The 21,752-nt window shown below is 67.4% G+C and carries 20 protein-coding genes, 1 pseudogene and 1 riboswitch; of the genes and pseudogenes, 13 read left to right on the plus strand and 8 right to left on the minus strand.

The annotated features are described in order from the left end of the window. Position 1 precedes the first annotated feature (1 nt). Genes ASE48_RS09645 through satS form a run of 3 tightly spaced genes read left to right on the plus strand, consistent with a single transcriptional unit; the run spans position 2 to position 3,145 of the window. Positions 2-1,087, plus strand: coding sequence for a C40 family peptidase (locus ASE48_RS09645; RefSeq protein WP_057166857.1), 1,086 nt, complete (start codon positions 2-4; stop codon positions 1,085-1,087). A 53-nt stretch (positions 1,088-1,140) separates the two neighbouring features. Continuing rightward, complete coding sequence (locus ASE48_RS09650; protein WP_156409129.1) at positions 1,141-1,827, plus strand: GOLPH3/VPS74 family protein; 687 nt, start codon at positions 1,141-1,143, stop codon at positions 1,825-1,827. A gap of 46 nt (positions 1,828-1,873) precedes the next feature. Beyond that, positions 1,874-3,145: a protein export chaperone SatS gene (gene satS, locus ASE48_RS09655; protein ID WP_057166859.1), complete on the plus strand. Its 1,272-nt coding sequence runs from the start codon at positions 1,874-1,876 to the stop codon at positions 3,143-3,145. Positions 3,146-3,202: 57 nt separating this feature from the next. Here the strand turns inward: satS and ASE48_RS09660 are convergent, their stop codons facing one another. The 3 genes from ASE48_RS09660 to ASE48_RS09670 form a co-directional block, all read right to left on the minus strand. Further along, positions 3,203-4,291, minus strand: a complete 1,089-nt coding sequence (locus tag ASE48_RS09660) for an adenosine deaminase (protein ID WP_057166860.1) — start codon at positions 4,289-4,291, stop codon at positions 3,203-3,205. A 67-nt stretch (positions 4,292-4,358) separates the two neighbouring features. Then, positions 4,359-5,633 (minus strand): thymidine phosphorylase, encoded by a 1,275-nt coding sequence (locus tag ASE48_RS09665; RefSeq protein ID WP_082614086.1) that lies wholly within the window; start codon positions 5,631-5,633, stop codon positions 4,359-4,361. After that, positions 5,630-6,037, minus strand: coding sequence for a cytidine deaminase (locus tag ASE48_RS09670; protein ID WP_057166954.1), 408 nt, complete (start codon positions 6,035-6,037; stop codon positions 5,630-5,632). Before ASE48_RS09670 ends, ASE48_RS09665 begins: the two co-directional genes overlap by 4 nt. A 213-nt stretch (positions 6,038-6,250) precedes the next feature. Between ASE48_RS09670 and sdhC the strand changes: the two genes are divergently transcribed. Genes sdhC through ASE48_RS09690 form a run of 4 tightly spaced genes read left to right on the plus strand, consistent with a single transcriptional unit; the run spans position 6,251 to position 9,725 of the window. Next, positions 6,251-6,679 (plus strand): succinate dehydrogenase, cytochrome b556 subunit, encoded by a 429-nt coding sequence (sdhC, locus tag ASE48_RS09675; RefSeq protein WP_082614087.1) that lies wholly within the window; start codon positions 6,251-6,253, stop codon positions 6,677-6,679. Beyond that, positions 6,676-7,143 carry a succinate dehydrogenase hydrophobic membrane anchor subunit gene (locus tag ASE48_RS09680; RefSeq protein WP_057166862.1) on the plus strand — a complete coding sequence of 156 codons (468 nt, stop codon included), beginning with the start codon at positions 6,676-6,678 and terminating at the stop codon, positions 7,141-7,143. The genes sdhC and ASE48_RS09680 overlap by 4 nt, the downstream gene beginning before the upstream one ends. A 40-nt stretch (positions 7,144-7,183) precedes the next feature. Next, the gene (gene sdhA, locus ASE48_RS09685; RefSeq protein WP_057166863.1) at positions 7,184-8,938 is read left to right on the plus strand and encodes a succinate dehydrogenase flavoprotein subunit; all 1,755 of its coding nucleotides are present in this window, start codon (positions 7,184-7,186) and stop codon (positions 8,936-8,938) included. A gap of 1 nt (position 8,939) precedes the next feature. After that, positions 8,940-9,725, plus strand: coding sequence for a succinate dehydrogenase iron-sulfur subunit (locus ASE48_RS09690; RefSeq protein WP_057166864.1), 786 nt, complete (start codon positions 8,940-8,942; stop codon positions 9,723-9,725). 21 nt (positions 9,726-9,746) lie between these two features. Here the strand turns inward: ASE48_RS09690 and ASE48_RS09695 are convergent, their stop codons facing one another. Together ASE48_RS09695 and ASE48_RS09700 are read right to left on the minus strand one after the other, a co-directional pair. Beyond that, the gene (locus tag ASE48_RS09695; RefSeq protein WP_057166955.1) at positions 9,747-10,646 is read right to left on the minus strand and encodes a hypothetical protein; all 900 of its coding nucleotides are present in this window, start codon (positions 10,644-10,646) and stop codon (positions 9,747-9,749) included. A gap of 86 nt (positions 10,647-10,732) precedes the next feature. After that, complete coding sequence (locus ASE48_RS09700) at positions 10,733-11,905, minus strand: AI-2E family transporter (protein ID WP_057166865.1); 1,173 nt, start codon at positions 11,903-11,905, stop codon at positions 10,733-10,735. Positions 11,906-11,969: 64 nt separating this feature from the next. On the opposite strand from ASE48_RS09700, the pseudogene ASE48_RS09705 reads away from it, so the two are divergent. Continuing rightward, a pseudogene (locus tag ASE48_RS09705) lies at positions 11,970-12,560 on the plus strand (carboxymuconolactone decarboxylase family protein); the annotation flags it as partial. Here ASE48_RS09705 and ASE48_RS09710 read toward each other — a convergent pair. After that, the gene (locus ASE48_RS09710; protein WP_057166867.1) at positions 12,557-13,456 is read right to left on the minus strand and encodes a sigma-70 family RNA polymerase sigma factor; all 900 of its coding nucleotides are present in this window, start codon (positions 13,454-13,456) and stop codon (positions 12,557-12,559) included. The pseudogene ASE48_RS09705 and the gene ASE48_RS09710 overlap by 4 nt on opposite strands. Before the next feature lie 122 nt (positions 13,457-13,578). On the opposite strand from ASE48_RS09710, the gene ASE48_RS09715 reads away from it, so the two are divergent. Both ASE48_RS09715 and ASE48_RS09720 read left to right on the plus strand, forming a co-directional pair. Further along, a complete protein-coding gene (locus ASE48_RS09715) occupies positions 13,579-15,087 on the plus strand; it encodes an APC family permease (RefSeq protein ID WP_057166868.1) in 1,509 nt (502 codons plus the stop codon). A gap of 21 nt (positions 15,088-15,108) precedes the next feature. After that, a complete protein-coding gene (locus tag ASE48_RS09720) occupies positions 15,109-15,972 on the plus strand; it encodes a universal stress protein (protein WP_057166869.1) in 864 nt (287 codons plus the stop codon). A 55-nt stretch (positions 15,973-16,027) separates the two neighbouring features. Here ASE48_RS09720 and ASE48_RS09725 read toward each other — a convergent pair whose 3' ends face one another. Beyond that, positions 16,028-17,512 (minus strand): gamma-aminobutyraldehyde dehydrogenase, encoded by a 1,485-nt coding sequence (locus tag ASE48_RS09725; RefSeq protein ID WP_442928713.1) that lies wholly within the window; start codon positions 17,510-17,512, stop codon positions 16,028-16,030. Between the two features lie 100 nt (positions 17,513-17,612). On the opposite strand from ASE48_RS09725, the gene ASE48_RS09730 reads away from it, so the two are divergent. The 3 genes from ASE48_RS09730 to ASE48_RS09740 all read left to right on the plus strand — a co-directional run bounded on the left by ASE48_RS09730 (position 17,613) and on the right by ASE48_RS09740 (position 20,805). Further along, positions 17,613-18,134: an Lrp/AsnC family transcriptional regulator gene (locus ASE48_RS09730; protein WP_057166871.1), complete on the plus strand. Its 522-nt coding sequence runs from the start codon at positions 17,613-17,615 to the stop codon at positions 18,132-18,134. Then, complete coding sequence (locus ASE48_RS09735) at positions 18,131-19,516, plus strand: aspartate aminotransferase family protein (protein WP_057166872.1); 1,386 nt, start codon at positions 18,131-18,133, stop codon at positions 19,514-19,516. The genes ASE48_RS09730 and ASE48_RS09735 overlap by 4 nt, the downstream gene beginning before the upstream one ends. 89 nt (positions 19,517-19,605) lie before the next feature. Beyond that, the gene (locus ASE48_RS09740) at positions 19,606-20,805 is read left to right on the plus strand and encodes a D-alanyl-D-alanine carboxypeptidase family protein (protein WP_057166873.1); all 1,200 of its coding nucleotides are present in this window, start codon (positions 19,606-19,608) and stop codon (positions 20,803-20,805) included. Here the strand turns inward: ASE48_RS09740 and ASE48_RS09745 are convergent. Further along, positions 20,793-21,623 (minus strand): nitronate monooxygenase, encoded by an 831-nt coding sequence (locus ASE48_RS09745; protein ID WP_082614095.1) that lies wholly within the window; start codon positions 21,621-21,623, stop codon positions 20,793-20,795. The genes ASE48_RS09740 and ASE48_RS09745 overlap by 13 nt on opposite strands. A gap of 61 nt (positions 21,624-21,684) precedes the next feature. Then, positions 21,685-21,749, plus strand: a riboswitch (guanidine-III (ykkC-III) riboswitch). Positions 21,750-21,752: the final 3 nt, after the last annotated feature.

The following is a 21,752-nucleotide window of genomic DNA, read 5'->3' on the forward strand; positions in this document are numbered from 1 at the left end:
GATGCCCGGCGCCGTCACTGCCGCGCTCAGCGCGCCGCTGCACCAGCTACTCACGCTCCTCGGCACCGGGCAGACGGCGCAGCCGGCGGCGGCGCTGGATGGCGCGCAGCGGCGGCTCGGCGATGCCGCCGCCGCCGTCACCCGCACTGCCGACGAGCTGCTGGGGTCATGGGCCGGGGCCGGGGCGACCTCGGCGGCCGACCGGCTGGAGCGGTCGGTGGCGGACATCCGCCTGCTCGCCGGAAGCATCGCCGCACTGGGCGAGAAGATCGGCGCCGCCGCCGAAGCGGTCACCCGGGTGCGCGCCGAACTGGAGCGTCTCATCGCCGACTTCGAGGCCCGCGCCGCGGCACTGGAGGCGCAGCTGGACACCCCGGGCGCCGCCGAGGAACTCGCCGATGAGGCACGTCGAGCCCGGTCATCGGCCGAGCAGATGGTCGATCACCTGCGCGCCGAACTCACCGGCGGCGCACAGCGCGTCACCGCGTCGCCGCCGTCGCCCGCTGCCACCAGTCCGGCCGGCTTCTCGCCGGCACTGCCCAGCGCGGGCGACGGCGGGTTCGCGCCATCGGGAGGCTCGGGCCTGTCATCCGGTCCGGGTGCGGGGTTGTCGTCGGGGTTCGGGTCCGGGCCTGCCGAGGCGATGCTCGCCGCACGCCACGGCGATGTGCCCGAGGCCGCACAGTTCGGCGCCGGCGAGACGGTCACGTTGCCCGACGGCAGCACCGTCATGGCGCCCAACGCGGTGGCCGCCGGTGCCGTGCGGCACGCGCTCACCCAGCTCGGCGTCCCGTACCAATGGGGCGGGACGACGGCCGGTGTCGGCCTGGACTGCAGCGGGCTGACCCAGTGGGCCTACCAGGAGGCCGGGCTGAACATTCCCCGGCTGGCGCAGGAGCAGGACATCGGGGCCGCCGTCGGCGCCGGCTCCCTGCGTCCCGGCGACCTGGCGGTGTGGGACGGCCACGTCGCGATGATCGTCGGAAACGGCACCATGATCGAGGCGGGAGATCCGGTGAAGTTGTCCCCGATCAGAACGACCAACGCCGGACAGGGCTTTCAAGGGTTCTGGCGCCCGACCGCGTGAGTACCCCTGCGATTGTCCAGAACTCAGGTACCGGGATACGCAGACGTGACGTGATGAAGGACCACACACTGATCCGCATGATGCCCACGGGCCTGCCGGACACTCTGCACGGGCAGCTGTACCTGCTGTGCATAGACCGCCGGCGCGGGCGGTTGGATCACACCGGTCCACGACTGCTGGGCATGGCGTTGCGCGCGGCCATGCTGACCGACCTCTACCTGAACGGCCACATCCACGATGTGCAGGGCATGCCGAACGAATGCGGCGGCAGCACACGCCCGCACGACCCGGTGCTGAACGCGATGATCGACGAGCTCGTCCGCCGCAGGTATTCGAGTTGGGCCAGAGCGATATCGCCGAAACCCGATCAGGCGATCCGCACGGTCCGGCTCCAGCTGGAAGCCGAGGGCTGGATCATTCCGCGGCGCACAATTCCGGGATTCACCGCGTCCCGGGTGAGCCTGCACGACGACGCCCTCGTCGAATCCCTTGCCGAGCGCGTCACGCGTGCGGTGCGCAATGCCATCGCTGGGCTGCCCGCGGATCCCCCGCCGCTGGCAGTCGGCCTGCTGGGCGTGGTGGGCCAGCTGCCGACGGTGTTCAGCTTCGAAGAGGCGTCCCATTGTCGCGATCGCCTCCGTGACCTGATCGACGCGACCATCGAACCGATCCTGGGTCTGCACGAGGCCGTTCTGTGGCAGCTGAGGAATGCCCGAAACGAGATCGGATACATCTCCTGAGGGTGTGGCACCGGGTCGCTCAGCAGGCATCGTTACGCTGTGCGCCATGGCGGCTGACATCGTCCCGGTCCGGATCGGGCTGACCAACGGCGACCTCTACACACTGTGGGCACCGCGCTGGCGCGACGCCGGCGACGAATGGGAGGCGTTCCTCGGCAAGGACGAGGACATCTTCGCGTTCGAATCGGTCGCCGACCTGGCGGCGTTCGTGCGCACCGACAGCGACAACGATCTGACCGATCACCCCGCCTGGGAGAAGCTCACCCAGGCCAATGCGCATCGGTTCGATCCCGCCGAGGACCAGCAGCACGACCTGATCGCGGTGCCGGAGCTCGTCGCCGAGAAGCCCACCGAGGAGTCCATCAAGACGCTGCGCGGCACCTTGGGCTTCGTCTCGGCGATCGGCTCGGTGTGCGACCTGCCCACCGTCACCAAGATGTTCAACGGCAACCCCGTGCTGGGCACCATCGGCGGCGGCCTCGACGCGTTCAGCGGCCGCGCCGGACGCAAGCGGTGGGCCGAGATCGAGGCGGTGATCGGCCGCGCCTGGGACGGTGTCGTCGACGCGATCGACGCCTTGGTGAAGACCCCGGACGTGCCCTCGGCGGAGTCGGCGAAGGCCGAAGCCGAGCTGGCCGAGCCCGCCCCCGAGATCGACGACATCATCGTCGACGACGAGGACGACGACGAGGTGGTCATCGAGGGCGTGGTGGACACCGAGGAGGAAAGCGACGCGCTGGAGGCCGAGGCCGAACGCCAGGTCCTCGGCAGCGACAAGGACTTCTGGACCCAGGTCGGTATCGACCCGATCCGGATCATGACCAGCAGCGGCACCCTGTACACGCTGCGCTGCTACTTCGGCGATGAACCGCGCTTCCTGGGCCGCAACGGCCGCATCAGCGTGTTCAGCTCCGAGCGCACCCTGGCCCGCTATCTGGCCGACGAACACGAGAGCGACCTGTCCGGTTTCAGCTCCTACGAGATCATCCGCACCGCGGCGACCGACGGTTCGTTGCGCGTCGAGGTGACCGACGAGAACATCTACGTGCTGTCCGGTCTGGCCGACGATATCGCCGACGGCCCCGAGGCCGTCGACCGTGATCAGCTGGACCTGGCGCTGGAATTCCTCAGGGATGTCGGCGATTACGCCGAAGACCCGAGCGTGTCGAAGGCGCTGGAGTCCAGCCAGCCGCTGGGCGGCTTCGTCGACCACGTGCTCGACCCCAAGAAGCCCAAGCCCAAGGGTTCCACGGCCGAGGCCGTCGACCAGTGGGAAGAGCTGGAGCGCTTCGTCGAATCCCGGCTGCGCGCCGAGTGACGTGTGGAGCGCCGGCCGTGACCATTACGGCCGCCGCTCCACGAATCGCCGCCGGGCTCAGCCGATCAGCACCGCATACCGCGGTTTGATCACCCCGTCGATGAGCGCCAGCCGCTCGTCGAAATGCAGGAACGACGACTTCATCGCGTTGATGGTGAACCGCAGCAGGTCGCTCCAGCCGTAATCGAAGGCCTCCACCAGGCGCAGCATCTCCTGGCTCATGGTGGTGTCGCTCATCAACCGGTTGTCGGTGTTCACCGTGACCCGGAACCGGGCCCGCGCCAGCAGATCGAACGGATGCTCGGCGATGCTGTCGACCGCGCCGGTCTGCACATTCGAACTCGGGCACAGCTCCAGCGGAATGCGCTTGTCCCGCAACAGTGCCGCCAGCCGGCCCAGCTCGAAACTGCCGTCCTCGGCCACCGAGATGTCATCGGCGATACGCACACCGTGGCCCAGCCGATCCGCCCCGCAGAACGCAATGGCCTCGTGGATGGACGGTAACCCGAACGCCTCGCCCGCGTGAATGGTGAAGCGCGCGTTGTTGCCTCGCATGTACTCGAACGCGTCGAGGTGCCGGCTCGGCGGGTATCCGGCTTCGGCTCCGGCGATGTCGAAGCCGACCACCCCGCGATCCCGGAACCGCACCGCCAGCTCGGCGATCTCCCGGGACCGGGCGGCGTGCCGCATCGCGGTCACCAGGCAGCGGACCACGATGGCGCGGCCTGCGCCGGCCGCCGCCTTCTCCCCCGCCGCGAAACCGTCCAGCACCGCATCGACGACCGCGTCCAACGACAGCCCACCGTCGATGTGCAGTTCCGGGGCGAACCGGATCTCGGCGTACACGACGTTGTCGGCGGCCAGGTCCTCCACGCATTCGAACGCCACCCGGTGCAGCGCGTCGGGGGTCTGCATCACCCCGACGGTGTGGGCGAACGGTTCGAGATAGCGGACCAGCGAGCCGCTGTGCGCGGCGGTGCGGAAGAAGGTCGCCAGCCCGTCGACGTCGCCGGCGGGCAGGTCGTCATAGCCGACCTGTTCGGCCAACTCCAGGACGGTGGCCGGCCGCAGGCCGCCGTCGAGGTGGTCGTGCAGCAGCGCCTTGGGGGCTTGTTGGATGAGGTCCAGCGTCAACGGCGTACTCATCTATCCATCTTGCTCGCGGCGGCGCCATTCGGCAGGCCAGTTCACCCAACCGTCGCCGACCCGACCGCTAACCGATGCGGTCGATGATCAACGGGCCGAGTACCGGCGCCGCCGCCCCGACCGTCCACCCGCCGTCGAGTTCGGCGAGTGCGGGGGCCAGCCGCTCGGGGGTGTCGGTGTGCAACGTGAACAGGGTGTCCCCGGCGGCCACGGGTTCACCGGGGCGACGGTGGATCTGCACGCCGGCGCCGAATTGCACGGGGTGTCCCGGCGCGGCCCGGCCGGCCCCGAGGCGCCAGGCCGCCATGGCGACGGCCATCGCATCGATATCGCCCATCACGCCACCGGCGGCGGCCACCACGGTCTCCGCGTGCGCGCCGACGGGCAGTGGCGCGGACAGATCGCCGCCCTGCGCGGCGACCAGCGCGCGGAACCGGTCCATTGCGGTGCCGTCCCGCAGCGTCTGTGCCGGGTCCACCCCGTCGAGGCCCGCCGCGTCCAGCATCTCGGTGGCGAGCGCCAGCGTCAGCTCCACGACGTCATCCGGGCCGCCACCGGCCAGCACCTCCAGGGACTCCGCGACCTCCACGGCGTTGCCGACGGCACGGCCCAGCGGCCGGTTCATGTCGGTGAGCAACGCTCGCGTCGGTACCCCGGAGTCGTTGCCGAGCGCCACCATGGTCGCGGCCAGCTCCCGTGACTCGGCCTCGGTCTTCAGGAACGCACCCTTACCGACCTTCACGTCGAGCACCAGAGACTGCGCACCCTCGGCCAGCTTCTTGCTCATCACCGAACTCGCAATCAGCGGCAGCGATTCGGTGGTCGCGGTGACATCGCGCAGCGCATAGATCTTGCGGTCGGCGGGCGCCAGGTCCCCGGCGGCGAAGATGGCGGCACCGATCTCGGACAGTTGTTGCCGGATGCGGTTTTTGGACAGTTCGGCGGTGAATCCGGGGATCGCCTCCAGCTTGTCGAGCGTGCCGCCGGTGTGGCCGAGGCCGCGACCGGCGGCTTGGGGAACCGCAGCGCCACAAGCCAGTACCACCGGTACCAGTGGGATCGTGATCTTGTCTCCGACACCGCCGGTGGAGTGCTTGTCCACCAACGGGCGCCCCAGGTCGCCGAAGTCGAACCGCTCCCCCGAGGCGATCATGGCCGTCGTCCAGCGGGTGATCTCCGCACCGGTCATACCGCGCAGGAAGATCGCCATCAGCAGGGCCGACATCTGCTCATCGGCGACGCGGCCGTCGGTGTAGGCGGCGATCACCCAGTCGATGGCGGCATCGGAGAGCACACCGCCATCGCGTTTGGTCCTGATCACCGAGGGCGCATCGAAGCTCATGACGCCGGCCCCCGCCCCAGATCAGCCGGTCCGAAGGCGTCGGGCAGCAGGTCGGCGAGGGTGCGGGGTCCGTCTGGATGATCGATCAACAGCGCGGGTCCGCCGTGCTCCAGCAGCACCTGCCGGCACCGCCCACAGGGCATCAGGGGGGCGCCGTCGGCGGCCACACAACTGAGCGCCACCAGCCGCCCGCCACCGCTGGAATGCAGGGCGCAGACCACAGCGCACTCGGCACAGAGACCTAGGCCATATGAGACATTCTCCACATTGCATCCGAGGATGATTCGGCCATCGTCGACAATCGCAGCGGCACCGACCGGGAAGCCCGAATACGGCGCATAAGCCTGCCTTGTGACACTGATTGCGCTGTCCCGCAACGACTTCCAATCAATTTCAACTACCATTGGGGCCCCGTTCACCGCCATCTGAATGCATTCCGAAAACCCCACTCCCGAAGCGGGGAACCAACATAGGGGACCCTAACTTTGTGGTAGGGGGCCCGCTTTCACCACAACGCTAGTTCTTCAAGCACCCGTTTTGGGATTAGAGTCGCCCCCGAGGTTTGGGGACGGATTCAGCCTTGTCCCCGCCGTCCACCGAAGGCGTTGGAGGACTCGATGAGCACAGCCACGGCCGCGGATTCCGCGATACCGGCACCGCGATCAAAGCCTGCGCGTCGCCGCAGTTTGTACCGCGGCGACCCAGGCATGTGGTCCTGGGTATTGCACCGGATCACCGGTGCGACGATCTTTTTCTTTCTCTTGGTGCACGTGCTCGACACGGCACTGGTCCGGGTGAGTCCCGAGGCCTACAACTCGATCATCGAGACGTACAAGACCCCGATCATCGGTCTGATGGAGGTCGGCCTGGTCGCCGCGGTGCTGTATCACGCACTCAACGGCATCCGGGTCATCCTGATCGACTTCTGGCAGAAGGGTCCCAAGTATCAGCGCAAGATGCTGTGGGTCATCGCCGGCGTCTGGCTGGCCGTCATGATCCCCTCACTAGGAGTGATCGGCATGCACATGGCGGAGCGTTTCCTGTGACCGAGGCCTGGACTCCGCACCACAAGGAGGGGCGCATCGCCCCGGTGCAGGAGAAGGAACACGACCGCCCGGCGAGCCTGGATCACCCCCGGGCCCCCCGCAAGCCGCGCGGCATCCCGTACTTCGAGAAATACGCGTGGCTGTTCATGCGGTTCTCCGGTGTCGCGCTGGTCTTCCTGGCGCTCGGCCACCTCTTCATCATGCTGATGTGGGAAGACGGCGTGTACCGCATCGACTTCAACTATGTGGCCGAGCGGTGGGCCTCACCGTTCTGGCAGATCTGGGACATGGCGCTGCTGTGGTTGGCGATGCTGCACGGCGCCAACGGCATGCGCACGATCATCGGCGACTACGCCCGCAAGAACACCACCAAGTTCTGGCTGAACTCGCTGTTGCTGCTGGCGACCGGGTTCACCCTCGTGCTGGGCAGCTACGTGCTGGTCTCGTTCGACGCGAACATCTGATGCGGGCGAGCGAAGCGACGGGAAAGAGTAAGGACGCAGCATGATTCAGGAACATCGTTACGACGTCGTCATCGTCGGCGCCGGCGGCGCGGGTATGCGCGCAGCCGTCGAGGCCGGACCGCGGGCACGCACCGCCGTACTGACCAAGCTGTACCCGACCCGTAGCCATACCGGCGCGGCCCAGGGCGGCATGTGCGCCGCACTGGCCAACGTCGAAGAGGACAACTGGGAGTGGCACACCTTCGACACCGTCAAGGGCGGCGACTATCTCGCCGACCAGGACGCGGTCGAGATCATGTGCAAGGAAGCCATCGACGCGGTCTACGACCTGGAGAAGATGGGGATGCCGTTCAACCGCACCCCCGAGGGCCGTATCGACCAGCGCCGCTTCGGCGGGCACACCCGCGACCACGGGAAGGCCCCGGTGCGCCGGGCCTGCTACGCCGCCGACCGCACCGGTCACATGATCCTGCAGACGCTGTACCAAAACTGCGTCAAGCACGACGTGGAGTTCTTCAACGAGTTCTACGCCCTCGACATCTCGCTGACCGACACCCCCGGCGGCCCGGTGGCGACCGGCGTCATCGCCTACGAGCTCGCCACCGGTGACATCCACATCTTCCACGCCAAGTCGATCGTCTTCGCCACCGGCGGTTCGGGCCGGATGTACAAGACCACTTCCAATGCGCACACCCTGACCGGCGACGGCCTGGGCATCATCTTCCGCAAGGGACTTCCCTTGGAGGACATGGAATTCCACCAGTTCCACCCGACAGGTCTGGCCGGGCTGGGGATCCTGATCTCCGAGGCGGTGCGCGGTGAGGGCGGCCGGCTGCTCAACGGCGAGGGTGAGCGCTTCATGGAGCGTTACGCGCCGACGATCGTCGACCTGGCCCCGCGTGACATCGTGGCCCGCTCGATGGTGCTCGAGGTGCTCGAAGGCCGCGGCGCCGGACCCAACAAGGACTACGTCTACATCGACGTGCGTCACCTCGGTGCCGACGTCCTGGAAGCCAAGCTGCCCGACATCACCGAGTTCGCCCGGACCTACCTGGGCGTGGACCCCGTCACCGAACTGGTGCCCGTCTACCCGACGTGCCACTACGTGATGGGCGGCATCCCGACCAACGTCAACGGTCAGGTGCTGCGCGACAACAACAACATCATCCCGGGCCTGTACGCCGCCGGCGAATGTGCGTGTGTGTCGGTGCACGGCTCCAACCGGTTGGGCACCAACTCGCTGCTGGACATCAACGTCTTCGGCCGCCGGGCAGGTATCGCCGCCGCCGAGTACGCGCTGAACCACAACCACGTCGACCTGCCGGAGAACCCGGCCGGCATGGTCGTCGAGTGGGTCGGCGACATCCTCTCCGAGCACGGCAACGAACGCGTCGCCGACATCCGCACGTCGTTGCAGCAGTCGATGGACAACAACGCCGCGGTGTTCCGCACCGAGGAGACGCTGAAGCAGGCGCTCACCGACATCCACGCCCTCAAGGAGCGGTACGCACGGATCACCGTGCAGGACAAGGGCAAGCGCTACAACAGTGACCTGCTGGAGGCCATCGAGCTCGGCTTCCTGCTGGAACTGGCCGAGGTCACCGTCGTCGGCGCGCTGAACCGCAAGGAATCCCGCGGCGGGCACGCCCGGGAGGACTACCCCAACCGCGACGACACCAACTACATGCGCCACACCATGGCCTACAAGGACGGACCGGATCTGATCTCGGACATCCGGTTGGACTACAAGCCGGTGGTGCAGACCCGCTACGAGCCGATGGAACGGAAGTACTGACATGACTGCTTCGGTCATCGAAAAGCCCGAAACCGGCGGCCCGGACCTTCCGCCCGTGCCCGACGGCGCGGTCATGGTCACCCTCAAGATCGCCCGGTTCAACCCGGACAGTCCCGACGACGCCGGCTACCAGAGCTACCGGGTCCCGTGTCTGCCCTCGGACCGTCTGCTCAACCTGCTGCACTACGCGAAGTGGTACCTGGACGGCACGCTGACCTTCCGCCGTTCCTGCGCGCACGGCGTGTGCGGATCCGATGCCATGCGCATCAACGGGGTGAACCGGCTGGCGTGCAAGGTGCTGATGCGCGACCTGCTGCCCAAGAAGGCCTCCAAGCCGCTGACCATCACGATCGAACCGATCCGCGGCCTGCCCGTGGAGAAGGACCTCGTGGTGAACATGGAGCCGTTCTTCGACGCCTACCGCGCGGTCAAGCCGTTCCTGATCGCCAGCGGCAACGCTCCCACCAAGGAGCGCATCCAGAGCGCCACCGACCGGGCCCGCTACGACGACACCACCAAGTGCATCCTGTGCGCCTGCTGCACCACGTCGTGCCCTGTCTACTGGAGTGAAGGGTCGTACTTCGGGCCCGCCGCGATCGTCAACGCGCACCGGTTCATCTTCGATTCGCGCGACGAGGGCGCCGCCGAGCGCCTCGACATCCTCAACGAGGTCGACGGGGTGTGGCGTTGCCGCACCACGTTCAACTGCACCGAGGCCTGCCCGCGTGGCATCCAGGTGACCCAGGCGATCCAAGAGGTCAAACGCGCCTTGATGTTCGCGCGCTGATTCCCTTCCGCCGAACGTGAACTAGATCGCGAGATTTCGTAGATTTCTCGCGATCTTCTTCACGTTGGGCAGGGGTTCGGGTGCGCCTGCCGCGTCCAGTTCCGCGCGGACTCGCCGGATGATCGTCGGCTGCCGGTATCTCAACAGGTCAGCGCCGACCCGGACGATGCGCCAGCCCAGTTCGCGATACGTCGCATCCTGTTCGATGTCGAGGGTGCGCTGTCGCGGATCGGTCCAGTGCTGGAAGCCGTCGTACTGCACCCCGACCTTCCATTCGGGCCAGCCCATGTCGAGGCGGCCGACGATGCACCCGTGATCGATGACCTTGATCTGGGTCTGCGACGGCCGCATATGTGCACTCGTCAGTACCAGGCGAAGCCGCGTCTCCTGGGGTGATTCGGCGCCCTCGTCGGCCAGGTCCAATACCTGACGCAACTGCACCAGCCCACGCATACCGCGGTGGCCATCGACCAGCGTCGTCACGTCGGCCAACGTCAGGTCCGTCGCCTCCAGCAGCGCGTCCACCCGCATCACGGCCAGTACGATTCCGCGCCGGCGCCCCAGGTCGAAGGCGGTCCGGGCCGGTGTAGTCGTCCGGATCCCATCGACCACGCAGATCTCGGCGTCGACCAGCACGTCACTGTGCAGAAGAATTCCGGCAGCCTTGTGCCGGCTGTCTTGGTTGATCTCGGCGGGCAATGCCGGGTCGATCCATTTCGCGCCGTGGAGCGCAGCTGCCGAAAGTCCGGCCACGACACCGCGCCCGCCTGACCACAGCCATGCGGCTTTCGCTTTATCGGTCGGGGTCAGCACCGAGCCCCGCGGGGCGTAGACATCGCGGTGCAGCATGTCGTAGCAGGTGTTCAGTTGATGGCGGGTGACAGTACCCGCGGCCAGCGCCGCGCTTCCCAAAAGGAGCATGTGGAGTTGGACGCAGCGCAGCGGCACGCGGTTCCACCTGCGTCGAACGTGAAGTCGTTCGCGAGATTCCGGTCAAAGTGCCCGATCTACTTCACGTTCGACGCATCCTCGGCGGGTGCGGCGTCCGCTTCGGGTTCTGATTCGAATTGCAGATCAAGCTCGGGTTGGGGTTCGGGTTCGTTCTCCCGGGTCCGCTCGGCGACCTGCTCGTCGTAGTAGCGGATGATGACCGCCACCGCCGCGGCCACCGGGACGGCCAGGAAAGCGCCGATCACACCGAACGTGGACGCGCCCAGCGTGACGGCCAGCAGCACGATCACCGCGTGCAGGTTCATCGACTTGGACTGCAGCCAGGGCTGCAGCACGTTGCCCTCCAGCTGCTGCACCGCGACGATGATGCCCAGCACGATCAGGGCGACGATGGGGCCGTTGGCGACCAGCGCGATCAACACCGCAAGACCGCCGGCGACGAACGCACCGACGATCGGGACGAAACCACCGATGAAGGTGACGATGGCCAACGCGTAGGCCAGCGGCACCCCGAGGACCACCAGCCCGATCCCGATGAGCACGGCGTCGACGAAACTGACCAGCGCCTGGGTGCGGATGAAGCCGCCGAGCGTCGACCAGATGCGTTGCAGCACCTCGGCCAGGTGCGGTGCGGAAGGGTGCCCGACGGAGCGCCGCAACCACGGGATGAACTGCGGCCCGTCCTTGAGCAGAAAGAACACCACGACGATGGTCGTGAAGACCGTCACCAGCGCCGATGTTGCCGCGCCCACCCCGGTGAACACGCCCGAGGCGATCTGGGAGCTGCTCGAGTTCAGTTGGTCGTTGATCGCGGTGACGGCCGAATCGAGCTGCGCCTGACTGATGTTCAGCGGCGGCCCGCCCAGCCAGTCGCGGACTTGCACCACACCGGCGGTCGCCTGCTCGGCCAGTTCGGTGGACTGCTCCACGATGGCAGGCGCCACCGCGGCGATCAGGCCGCCGATCACGGCCAAGCCGACCAGCAGCATGATCAGCGCCGCCGCGGCCGGCGGCAACCCCTTGGACCGCATCCACCGCACCGGCGGCCACAGCACCGTGCACAGCACCACCGCCAGTGCGACGGGCAGGATGATCACCCATGTCTCGCCGACGACCCAGGCGAGAATCCACAGCAGCGCGGACACCGCGACGATCTGCACCGAGACCGTGGCGGCGGATCGAAGATGCGTCCCGAATACCGAGCCACGGCTCGGCGCTATGTCAGTCACGCTTCCCTCTCTACCCGCCGACGGCCGGTTCGAACGACTTCTGGTGTCACAATCTCGCAGGCTGCCTCGTCTCACCGGTATGACCACGAGAATCGCTCCGCTAGCCCCCAACGATGCCGGCCTGTTGACCCGGATGATGTACCGCTACGCCAAGCGGCGGTTCGGTGAGGTGCCCGAGCCGTTCGCCGTCGCGGCCCATCACCCGCGCCTGCTGATCGCCAACGGTGTGCACGAGACGCTGCTGCAGGCCGGATCGAAGAAACTGCCGACCAGCGTCCGCGAGCTCGCCGTGTTCTGGACCGCCCGCACCGTCGGCTGCTCCTGGTGCGTGGACTTCGGCGCCATGCTGCAGCGGCTCGACGGCCTCGACGTCGACCGGCTCAAACACATCGACGACTACGCGACGTCGGCGTCGTTCAGCGATGACGAGCGCGCCGCGATCGGCTACGCCGACGCCATGACCACCGACCCGCACGCCGTGACCGACGAGCAGGTGGCCGATCTGCGGCGGCGGTTCGGTGATGACGGCGTGATCGAGCTGACGTATCAGATCGGGGTGGAGAACATGCGGGCCCGGATGTACTCGGCGCTGGGCATCACCGAGCAGGGCTTCAGCTCCGGGGACGCCTGCCGGGTGCCGTGGGCGACTGACTAACTGCGCAGCGGAGACGCGGTGAACTTGTCCGGGTTCGCGATATCCCATACCGCGCAGACTTTTCCGTCCCGGATTGTCATCGCGGTGATCCGCGGCATCAGCTCGGGGTAACCGTCGACGGCGGCGGCCCCCGGCGTGTAGGCGCCGAGCTGGCCGTTGATCAGGGCGAGCTGATTGCCCGCGAGCCAGTTCGGCCCGTACCGGGCGGCCAGCCCGAACAGGAACCGCGCCACCTTGTCCGGGCCGTGGATGACGCGCGCCGCCGTGGGCGCCCGGCGATTGGAGTCGCCGGTGAACGTCACATCCGGATGCAGCAGCCGGACGACGGCATCCAGGTTCCCTTCCGCCAGTGCGGCCATCAACAAGCCGGCCGCCTCGTTGTGGGTGTCATCGGAGGCCGAGGGCGCGGCGTGCTCCACGGCGCGGCGCGCCCGCGATGCCAGCTGGCGAGCGGCGGCGGCGCTGACGTCGAGCACGTCGGCGATGTCACCGAACGGGACGCCGAAACCGTCGTGGAGCACGAAGGCCACCCGCTGATCCGGGGTCAGCCTTTCCAGCACCACCATCGCCGCGAACCGGGCGTCCTCGCCCGCCACGACGGCCGCCAGCGGATCGTCACGCTCGAAGCCGGTCACCACCGGCTCGGGCAGCCACTCCCCCACATAGGTCTCGCGCCGGTGGCTGGCCGAACGCAGCCGGTCCAGTCCCAGCCGGCTCACCACCGTGGTCAGCCAGGCACGCAGATCGACGATGTCGTCGCCGGCGCCGCGCCACCGCAGCCAGGCATCCTGCACGATGTCTTCGGCATCGGCGTAGGTCCCGGTGAGCCGATAGCCGACGGCCAGCAGATGCGGTCGCAGCTCCTCGAATTCTCCGGTCCGGGCGCTCGCGGTCATACGCCGAGTCTAGGACCGCCGCGGACGGGCCCAAAGAAGCGATTCCGTCGTCGTGTTACCTCAAAGAAAACCTTTTCGTCGTATCTGCACGCACCAACGACGGAAACCGTATATTTCTGCAAATGGCAATTGCGGAACAGCCGGCACCAGTGACCACCGACAAGGGTCTGCAAGCCGGCGCGCTCGGTCTGGTCGGCAATGTGGTGATCGGACTCGCCGCGGTGGCGCCGGCGTACAGCCTGGCCGCCACGTTGGGCTATGTGGTGCTCAACGTCGGAGACAAGGCACCGGCGATGTTCGTGCTGGCCTTCATCCCGATGCTGCTGGTCGCGTTCGCCTACAAGGAGTTGTCCCAGGACACCCCGGACTGCGGAACGACATTCACCTGGGCCACCAAGGCATTCGGACCCTGGATCGGCTGGATCGGCGGGTGGGGCCTGGCGGTATCGGCGATCATCGTGCTGGCCAACGTCGCCGAGATCGCCGCGGTGTATCTCTTCAAGTTCCTCGGCCAGGACGCACTGGCCGAGAACCTCTGGGCCAAGGTGGCTCTCGGTTCGTTCTTCATCATCTCGATGACCTTGGTGAGCGCGCGCGGGGTCTCGGTGTCGGAGAAGATGCAGAACGTCCTGATCGCCATCCAGTTCGGCGTGTTGGTCATCGCCAGCATCTGGGCGTTGATCCGGGTGTTCAGCGGCACCGCGGGCGCCCAGGCCGTCAGCCCGCAACTGTCCTGGCTCTGGCCGTCCGGCCTGGATGTGTCGTCGATCGCGGCGGCGATCATCCTCTGCGTCTTCATCTACTGGGGCTGGGACGCCTGCCTCGCCGTCGGCGAAGAGACCAAGAACCCCGGCAAGACGCCCGGCATCGCCGCGGTCATCACGACGCTGATCCTGGTCTGCACGTATGTGTTGGTGGCCTACGCGGTGCAGTCGTTCTCCGGTTTCAGCGTGGTGGGGATCGGCCTCAACAACCCCAACAACACCGATGACGTGCTGACGGTGCTCGGCGGGCCGGTGGGCGGACCGATCCTGGCGTCGCTGCTGCTGCTCACCGTGTCGGTGTCGGCGCTGTCGTCCACCCAGACCACCATCCTGCCGACCGCCCGCGGCACGCTGTCGATGGCGGTGTACGAGGCGCTGCCCAAGCGCTTCGCCAGCGTCCACCCCAAGTACATGACGCCCGCGTTCGGCACCATCGTGATGGGTTGCATGGCGCTGTTCTTCTACCTGGTGCTGACGTTCCTCTCCGAGAACGCACTCGCCGACTCGGTGGCCTCGCTGGGCCTGGCGGTGGCGTTCTACTACGGCATCACCGCTTTCGCCTGCGTCTGGTACTTCCGCAGGACACTGTTCTCTTCGGCCCGAAACCTGTTCTTCCGGGGCATCTTCCCGCTGCTGGGCGGGCTGGCGATGGCGGTGGCCTTCGGCATCAGCGCCAAGGACATGATGGCGCCGGACTACGGCTACACCGCCTTCGGACCCATCGGCGGCGTGTTCGTGCTCGGCGTCGGCATGCTGGTGCTCGGCATTCCGCTGATGCTGGCGTGCTTCGCCGTCGGCACCAAGCGCTTCTTCCGCGGCGAGACACTCAACGCCGGTACCGAAGTCAAAGTCCCCGATGTGTACTGATACGAAAGAACAGGCTGCACAATGCATCTGACTGTCGGATATCTGGCGACACCGACCGGCGACGACGGTGTCGCCCTGGCTGCCGCGCTGGCCCGTACCTTCGGCGCCGACGTGGACGTCGTCCTGGTGGTGCGCGAAGAGTTTCCCGACGGCCATCCCGGACGCGGTCAGTATCAGGAGTTCCTGCTCGAACGCGGGCAGGAGTGGATCGCCAAGGCGGTGTCGAACCTCACCGGTGTGGCGAAGTCGGTCAAAGCCAATGTCCTGGTGGGCGAATCGTTCGCCGAGACATTGCTGCAATTCGCCGAGACACACGAATCCGACCTCATCGTGGTCGGCGGCGCCCGCGACGGATTCTTCGGCGGGCATGTGATCGGCCCGGTGTCGAGTGCGCTGCTGCACAGTTCGACGATCCCCGTCGCGCTGGCTCCGCGCGGCTATGCCGACGACGCGCCCGAACGTATCGAAGCCATCACCGCCGCGGTGCCCAGCAAGGTCGGCGACGACAATCCGTTGCCCTTTGCCATCACTCTGGCTAGTGCGGCCAATCTTCCCATCCGGATGGTCTCGCTGGTGTCGGCCGAAAACCTCGCCGAGGCCGCCGATCTCGAGGATCTGCGGGCAATGCAGATCAGCGCCGCCCGGCAGAACCTGACCGTGGCCGCCCGCGCCCTGCCCGATTCACCCGATATCGAATCCCTGGTGGCCGAGGGGATGACGCTGGAGTCCGCGCTCAAGAAGCTCAACTGGGATGACACCGACGTGCTGGTGGTCGGCTCCAGCCGGTTCGCCGCGCCCAAACGCATCTTCCTGGGCTCCACCGCATCACGCATCCTGGCCGGCACCGATGCACCGGTTATCGTGATCCCGCGCGGCGAGGAGTAGCGGTTTGTGGAGTTTTCGTCGGAATGGTTCCGACGAAAACTCCACAAATCGCAATCTAACGTTTCGTGAAGATGGTGCGGTGCCAGTCCTTTTCGGCCGCACCGGTGATATCGCTCATCACGTGCTTGATGGTGAGGTACTCCTCGAAGGAGTAGTCGCTCATGTCCTTACCGAACCCGGATGCCCCGACACCGCCGTGCGGCATCTCCGAGATGATCGGGATGTGGTCGTTGATCCACACGCAGCCCGCGTGGATCTCGCGGGAGGCCCGCTGCGCCCGGTAGACATCGCGGGTCCACGCCGAGGCGGCCAGACCGTAGACGGTGTCATTGGCCTGGCGCAGTGCGTCGTCATCGTCGGTGAACGCGCGCACGGTGAGCACCGGGCCGAAGACCTCGTCGCGGTAGATCTCGGAATCCTCAGCCACATCGGCGATCAGCGTGGGCCGGTAGAACGCGCCCGGCAGGTCCGGGCTGACACCGCCGGTCACGATCCGGGCGCCCTGATCGGGAGCACGGGACACCATGGCCGCCACCTTGTCCCGGTGCGCGAACGAGATGAGCGGTCCCAGATCGGTATCCGGATCGTTCGGGTCGCCGACGACGATCTTGCTCATCACCTCGCCGACCCCGGCGACGAAATCGTCGTACAGATCGCGTGACACGATCGCCCGGGTTGCCGCCGTGCAGTCCTGCCCGGAGTTGATCAGCGCACCCGCGACGGCGCCCTGGATGGCTGCGTCGAGATCGGCATCGTCGAACACCACGAACGGCGCCTTGCCGCCGAGTTCCAGCTGGGTGCGGTGACCGTGCACCGCGGCCGCGGCCATCACCTTGCGGCCCACCCCGGTCGACCCGGTGAAGGTGACCACGTCGACATCGCGATGGCCGGCCAGCGCGGTACCCACATCGGCACCGGACCCGGTCACCACGTTGAGCACACCGTCAGGCAACCCGGCCGCCTTGGCCACCCGTGCCAGGGTCAGCGTGGTCAGCGGGGTGATCTCGGCCGGTTTGATGACGACGGCGCACCCGGCGGCCAGCGCCGGGATGACCTTCCAGACCGCCATCTGCAGCGGATAGTTCCACGGCGTGATGGTCGCGACGACACCGACGGCCTCACGCCGGATGCTGGAGGTGTGGTCACCCGAGTACTCGGCGGTGGCCTTGCCTTCCAGATGTCGTGCCGCACCGGCGAAGAAGGACACGTTGTCGATGCTGCCCGGGACGTCGAACTCGGTGGCCAGCCGCACCGGCTTACCGCACTGGGCCACTTCCTCGGCGATGAAGGTGTCGGCTTCCGCTTCCATCAACTCGGCCAGCTTGAACAGCACGCCGGCCCGCTCGGCCGGTGTCGCGCCGGCCCATCCCGGCTGGGCCGCACGTGCGGCAGCGACGGCGGCGTCGACGTCGGCAGGGGTGGCCAGCGCATAGGTTGCGGCCACCGCACCGGTGGCGGGATTGATGACCTCGAAGGGCGCGCCGCCGGTCTGCGCCACTACTCCGTTGATCCAACTGCCCGGGATTTGCGTTGCACTCACAGAGCTCAAGCCTACGCATTCCGGCAATCTGTGGCACGTCGTACGGCTGATTTCATGGAATTAGTTGCTTGTAACGACGGATTCCGTGCACAATCGTCACATGTCGAACCCGGATTCCCAGCCCGGCGCGTCCGCCGTGTCCCTGCGAATCAACCATTCCCGTCCCGGCGCCGCTTTCCAGCTGGACGAGCTCTCGAAGGCCATCATCGAGAAGCTCCAGCAGGACGGCAGACGTTCCTACGCCGGCATCGGCAAGGCCGTCGGCCTGTCCGAGGCCGCCGTGCGTCAACGAGTGCAGCGGATGGTCGATGCGGGTGTCATGCAGATCGTGGCCGTCACCGATCCCATGCAGCTCGGTTTCGCCCGGCAGGCCATGATCGGCATCCGGTGCACCGGTGACACCACCAAGGTCGCCGAGAAGCTGGCCGCACTCGAGTCCGTCGACTACGTGGTGCTCACCGCGGGAACATTCGACGCCATCGTCGAGGTCGTCTGCGAGGACGACGGTGACCTGCTCGACCTGCTCAACACCAAAATCCGCGCCGTCCCAGGAGTGATAGCCACCGAAACGTTGGTTTACCTGAAACTAGTCAAACAGCAATACAACTGGGGCACGAGATGACAATTACCGAAACAAACACAAGCGCGACAACCGATCTGGCCGCCAAGGCCAACCGCCACCTGTGGGGGCACTTCGCCCGTCACGGCGAGGGCATCACCCCGCCGATCATCACCCGCGGCGAGGGCACCCGGATCTTCGACGACAAGGGCAACAGCTACATCGACGGCCTGAGCGGGCTGTTCGTGGTCCAGGTCGGGCACGGCCGCGAGGAACTGGCTGCCGCGGCCGCCAAGCAGGCCGAGCAGCTGGCCTTCTTCCCGCTGTGGTCCTATGCCACCCCGTCGGCGATCGAATTGGCCGAGCGGGTAGCCAATTACGCGCCGGGCGACCTGAACCGGGTCTTCTTCACCACCGGTGGCGGCGAGGCCGTGGAGAGCGCCTGGAAGCTGGCCAAGCAGTTCTTCAAGCTGACCGGTAAGCCGGGCAAGTACAAGGTGATATCGCGGTCCATCGCCTATCACGGCACGCCGCAGGGAGCGCTGGCCATCACCGGCATCCCGGCGTTCAAGGCGCCGTTCGATCCGCCGACCCCCGGCGGTTTCCGGGTGCCCAACACCAACTTCTACCGCGCTCCCGAGCAGTTCAGCTCCGACCCCAAGGCCTGGGGCCGCTACTGCGCCGACCGGATCGCCGAGGCCATCGAGTTCGAGGGCCCCGACACCGTCGCCGCCGTCTTCCTGGAGCCGGTGCAGAACGCCGGCGGCTGCTTCCCGCCGCCGCCCGGGTACTTCGAGCGGGTCCGCGAGATCTGCGACGAGTACGACGTGCTGCTGGTCTCCGACGAGGTGATCTGCGCCTACGGCCGGATCGGATCGATGTTCGCCTGTGATGATTTCGGATACATCCCCGACATCATCACCAGCGCAAAGGGTTTGACCTCGGGCTACTCCCCGCTGGGCGCGATGATCGCCAGTGACCGGCTGTTCGAACCCTTCAACGACGGGCAGACGGTGTTCGGCCACGGCTACACCTTCGGCGGGCACCCGGTGTCCTCCGCGGTCGCACTGGCCAACCTCGACATCTTCGAGCGCGAGGGCATCAACGCCCACGTCAAGGAAAGCGCCCCGGCCTTCCGCGCCACCCTGGAGAAGCTCTACGACCTGCCGATCGTCGGTGACGTCCGCGGTGAGGGCTTCTTCTACGGCATCGAACTGGTCAAGGACAAGGCGACCAAGGAGACCTTCAACGACGAGGAATCCGAGCGGCTGCTGCGCGGATACCTGACGCCCGCACTGTGGGAGGCCGGCCTCTACTGCCGCGCCGACGACCGTGGCGACCCAGTCGTGCAGCTGGCTCCCCCGCTGATCAGTGGGCAGGCCGAGTTCGACGCGATCTACGACATCCTGCACAACGTGCTGTCGGAGGCGTCGCGCCGGATGTGATCCGGTTCGCCACATAAACCACACAAGTCACATCAGCCACAGCGTGGCGGCCCAGAAATCTGTCCGGAATCTCCTAGTCTGCACAGACGATGGCTTCCAAAGTTTCGCTGCGCCGAGTGGCTTGTGCGGTCACGGCGACCTTGATGCTGACCGGTTCCGCACTGGTCGGAGCGCCGCTGGTCGGCGCAGACCCGGGCCCCGACCCGTGCCCCTACAAGGTGACGACGCCGCCCGCGGTCGACGACTCCGAGGTCCCCAAGGCCGGTCCGCCGCCGCAGCCGCTGCCGGTGCCCGCCACCCCGCTCGGTGGTGACGCACTCAGCGGTTGCGGGCTGATCACCGCACCCGACACCCCGCCGGTGCCCGGTGACGTGTCGGCCGAGGCGTGGCTGGTCGCCGACCTCGACACCGGCGAGATCATCGCCGCCAAGGATCCGCACGGGCGGCATCGCCCGGCCAGTGTGATCAAGGTGCTGGTCGCCATGCAGTCGATCCAGGAGCTGCCGATCAACCGGATGATCACCGGCAGCGAGGGTGACGAGCACGCCGAGGGCAGTAGCGTCGGCGTGAAGAACGGTGAGCGCTATACCGTCAGCGATCTGCTGCACGGCCTGCTCATGGTGTCGGGCAACGACGCCGCCCACGCGCTGGCCGCCCAGCTCGGCGGGATGGACACCGCGCTGCAGAAGATCAACAACCTGGCCCGCAAGCTCGGCGCCCGCGACACCCGCGCCGCCACACCGTCAGGTCTGGACGGTCCGGGCATGAGCACCTCTGCCTACGACCTCGGCCTGTTCTACCGATACGCCTGGCAGAACGACACTTTCGCGAAGATCGTCGGCTCCCAGCAGTACCAGTGGCCGACCTACGAGCTGGAGAACGACAACAAGCTGCTCGCCAACTACCCGGGCGCACTGGGCGGTAAGACCGGCTACACCGATGACGCCGGGCAGACGTTCGTCGGCGCCGCCGAACGCGACGGCCGCCGGCTGGTGGCGATCATGCTCAAGGGCACCCGGGTACCCATCGCCCCGTGGGAGCAGGCAGCCCGCCTGCTCGACTACGGGTTCGCGACACCGCCGGGCACCTCGATCGGCTCGCTGATCGAGCCCGACCCATCCCTGGCCGCCCCGGAGCCCGAGAAGGCTCCCGACCCCACCGCGGTCGCCGCGACCGCGCTGCCGAGTGCCGACGCGCTGCCCGTGCGGGTCGGCGTCGGATTCGTCGGCGTCATCATCGTCTTCGCCCTCATCATGGCGGCGCGGTCGATGAACCGTCAGCGCGCCTGAGAACCCCAGCGCTCCAACAACGCTGCCGCGCCCTCACCCAGCTGCACGACGACGTCGCCGGCGTCGACCTGGCTCCGCACCTGCCCCACGCCCTGCCCTGCATTGACCGCCGACCCGCGCAGCACCCGTTCCGGAATGCCTGCCGGCCACCGGTATCCGGCCGCGATGTCATGCTCAGAGGTCAGCTCGGTCTGCGAACCGGCCAGCAATTCGGCGCGGGCATCGTCGGGCATCAACGCCTGGGTGCACGCCGCGAAGACCGTACCCACCCAGGCGGCCGACGCGCCGGCCGCCAGCACCGCAGCCACGCCCCGTGGCGAGGCGATGCCACCGGCGGCCAGCACCGGGACGTCGACGGCGTCCAGCACCCCGGTGAGCAGCGGCAGGGTGCCCATCACCGGTTTCCCGTGCCCGCCGCCTTCGGCACCACGGGCCACCAGCACGTCCACGCCGGACTCCACCGCGCCGATCGCGTCGTCGACGGTGGCGACCTGCGCTGCGACGGTCACCCCGGCGTCATGGGCTTCCCGCACCCAGCTCCAGTCATCACCGAAGCTGACGCTCAACAGCGCCGGCCGGGCGGACAGCGCCACGTCCAGCAAGTCCGGCTGCTCGCTCATGACCCAGTGCACCAGCCCGATGCCGAACGGCCCGCTCACATCACCGAGTTCGGCAAGTTCGCGGCGCAGCAGATCCGGGGTCGCCGCACTGCCCATTCCGATCATGCCCAGTCCACCGGCCCGCGAGACCGCGGCGGCCAGCCGTCCACCGGCGGCGCCGCCCATGGGCGCATTCACCACGGGGAACGTGAGACCCATTGCGGCAGACCAGGTGGTGACCAAAGACACCACCCGCACGCTACCCGGTTTGCTACCGTTGACGATGTCACCATGTGACACCGGACGAGGCGGCACCGTACCCGGCCAGCGACAAGACGGAGCCACGGA

This window comes from Mycobacterium sp. Root265, from assembly GCF_001428895.1.
Taxonomy (GTDB): Bacteria; Actinomycetota; Actinomycetes; order Mycobacteriales; family Mycobacteriaceae; genus Mycobacterium.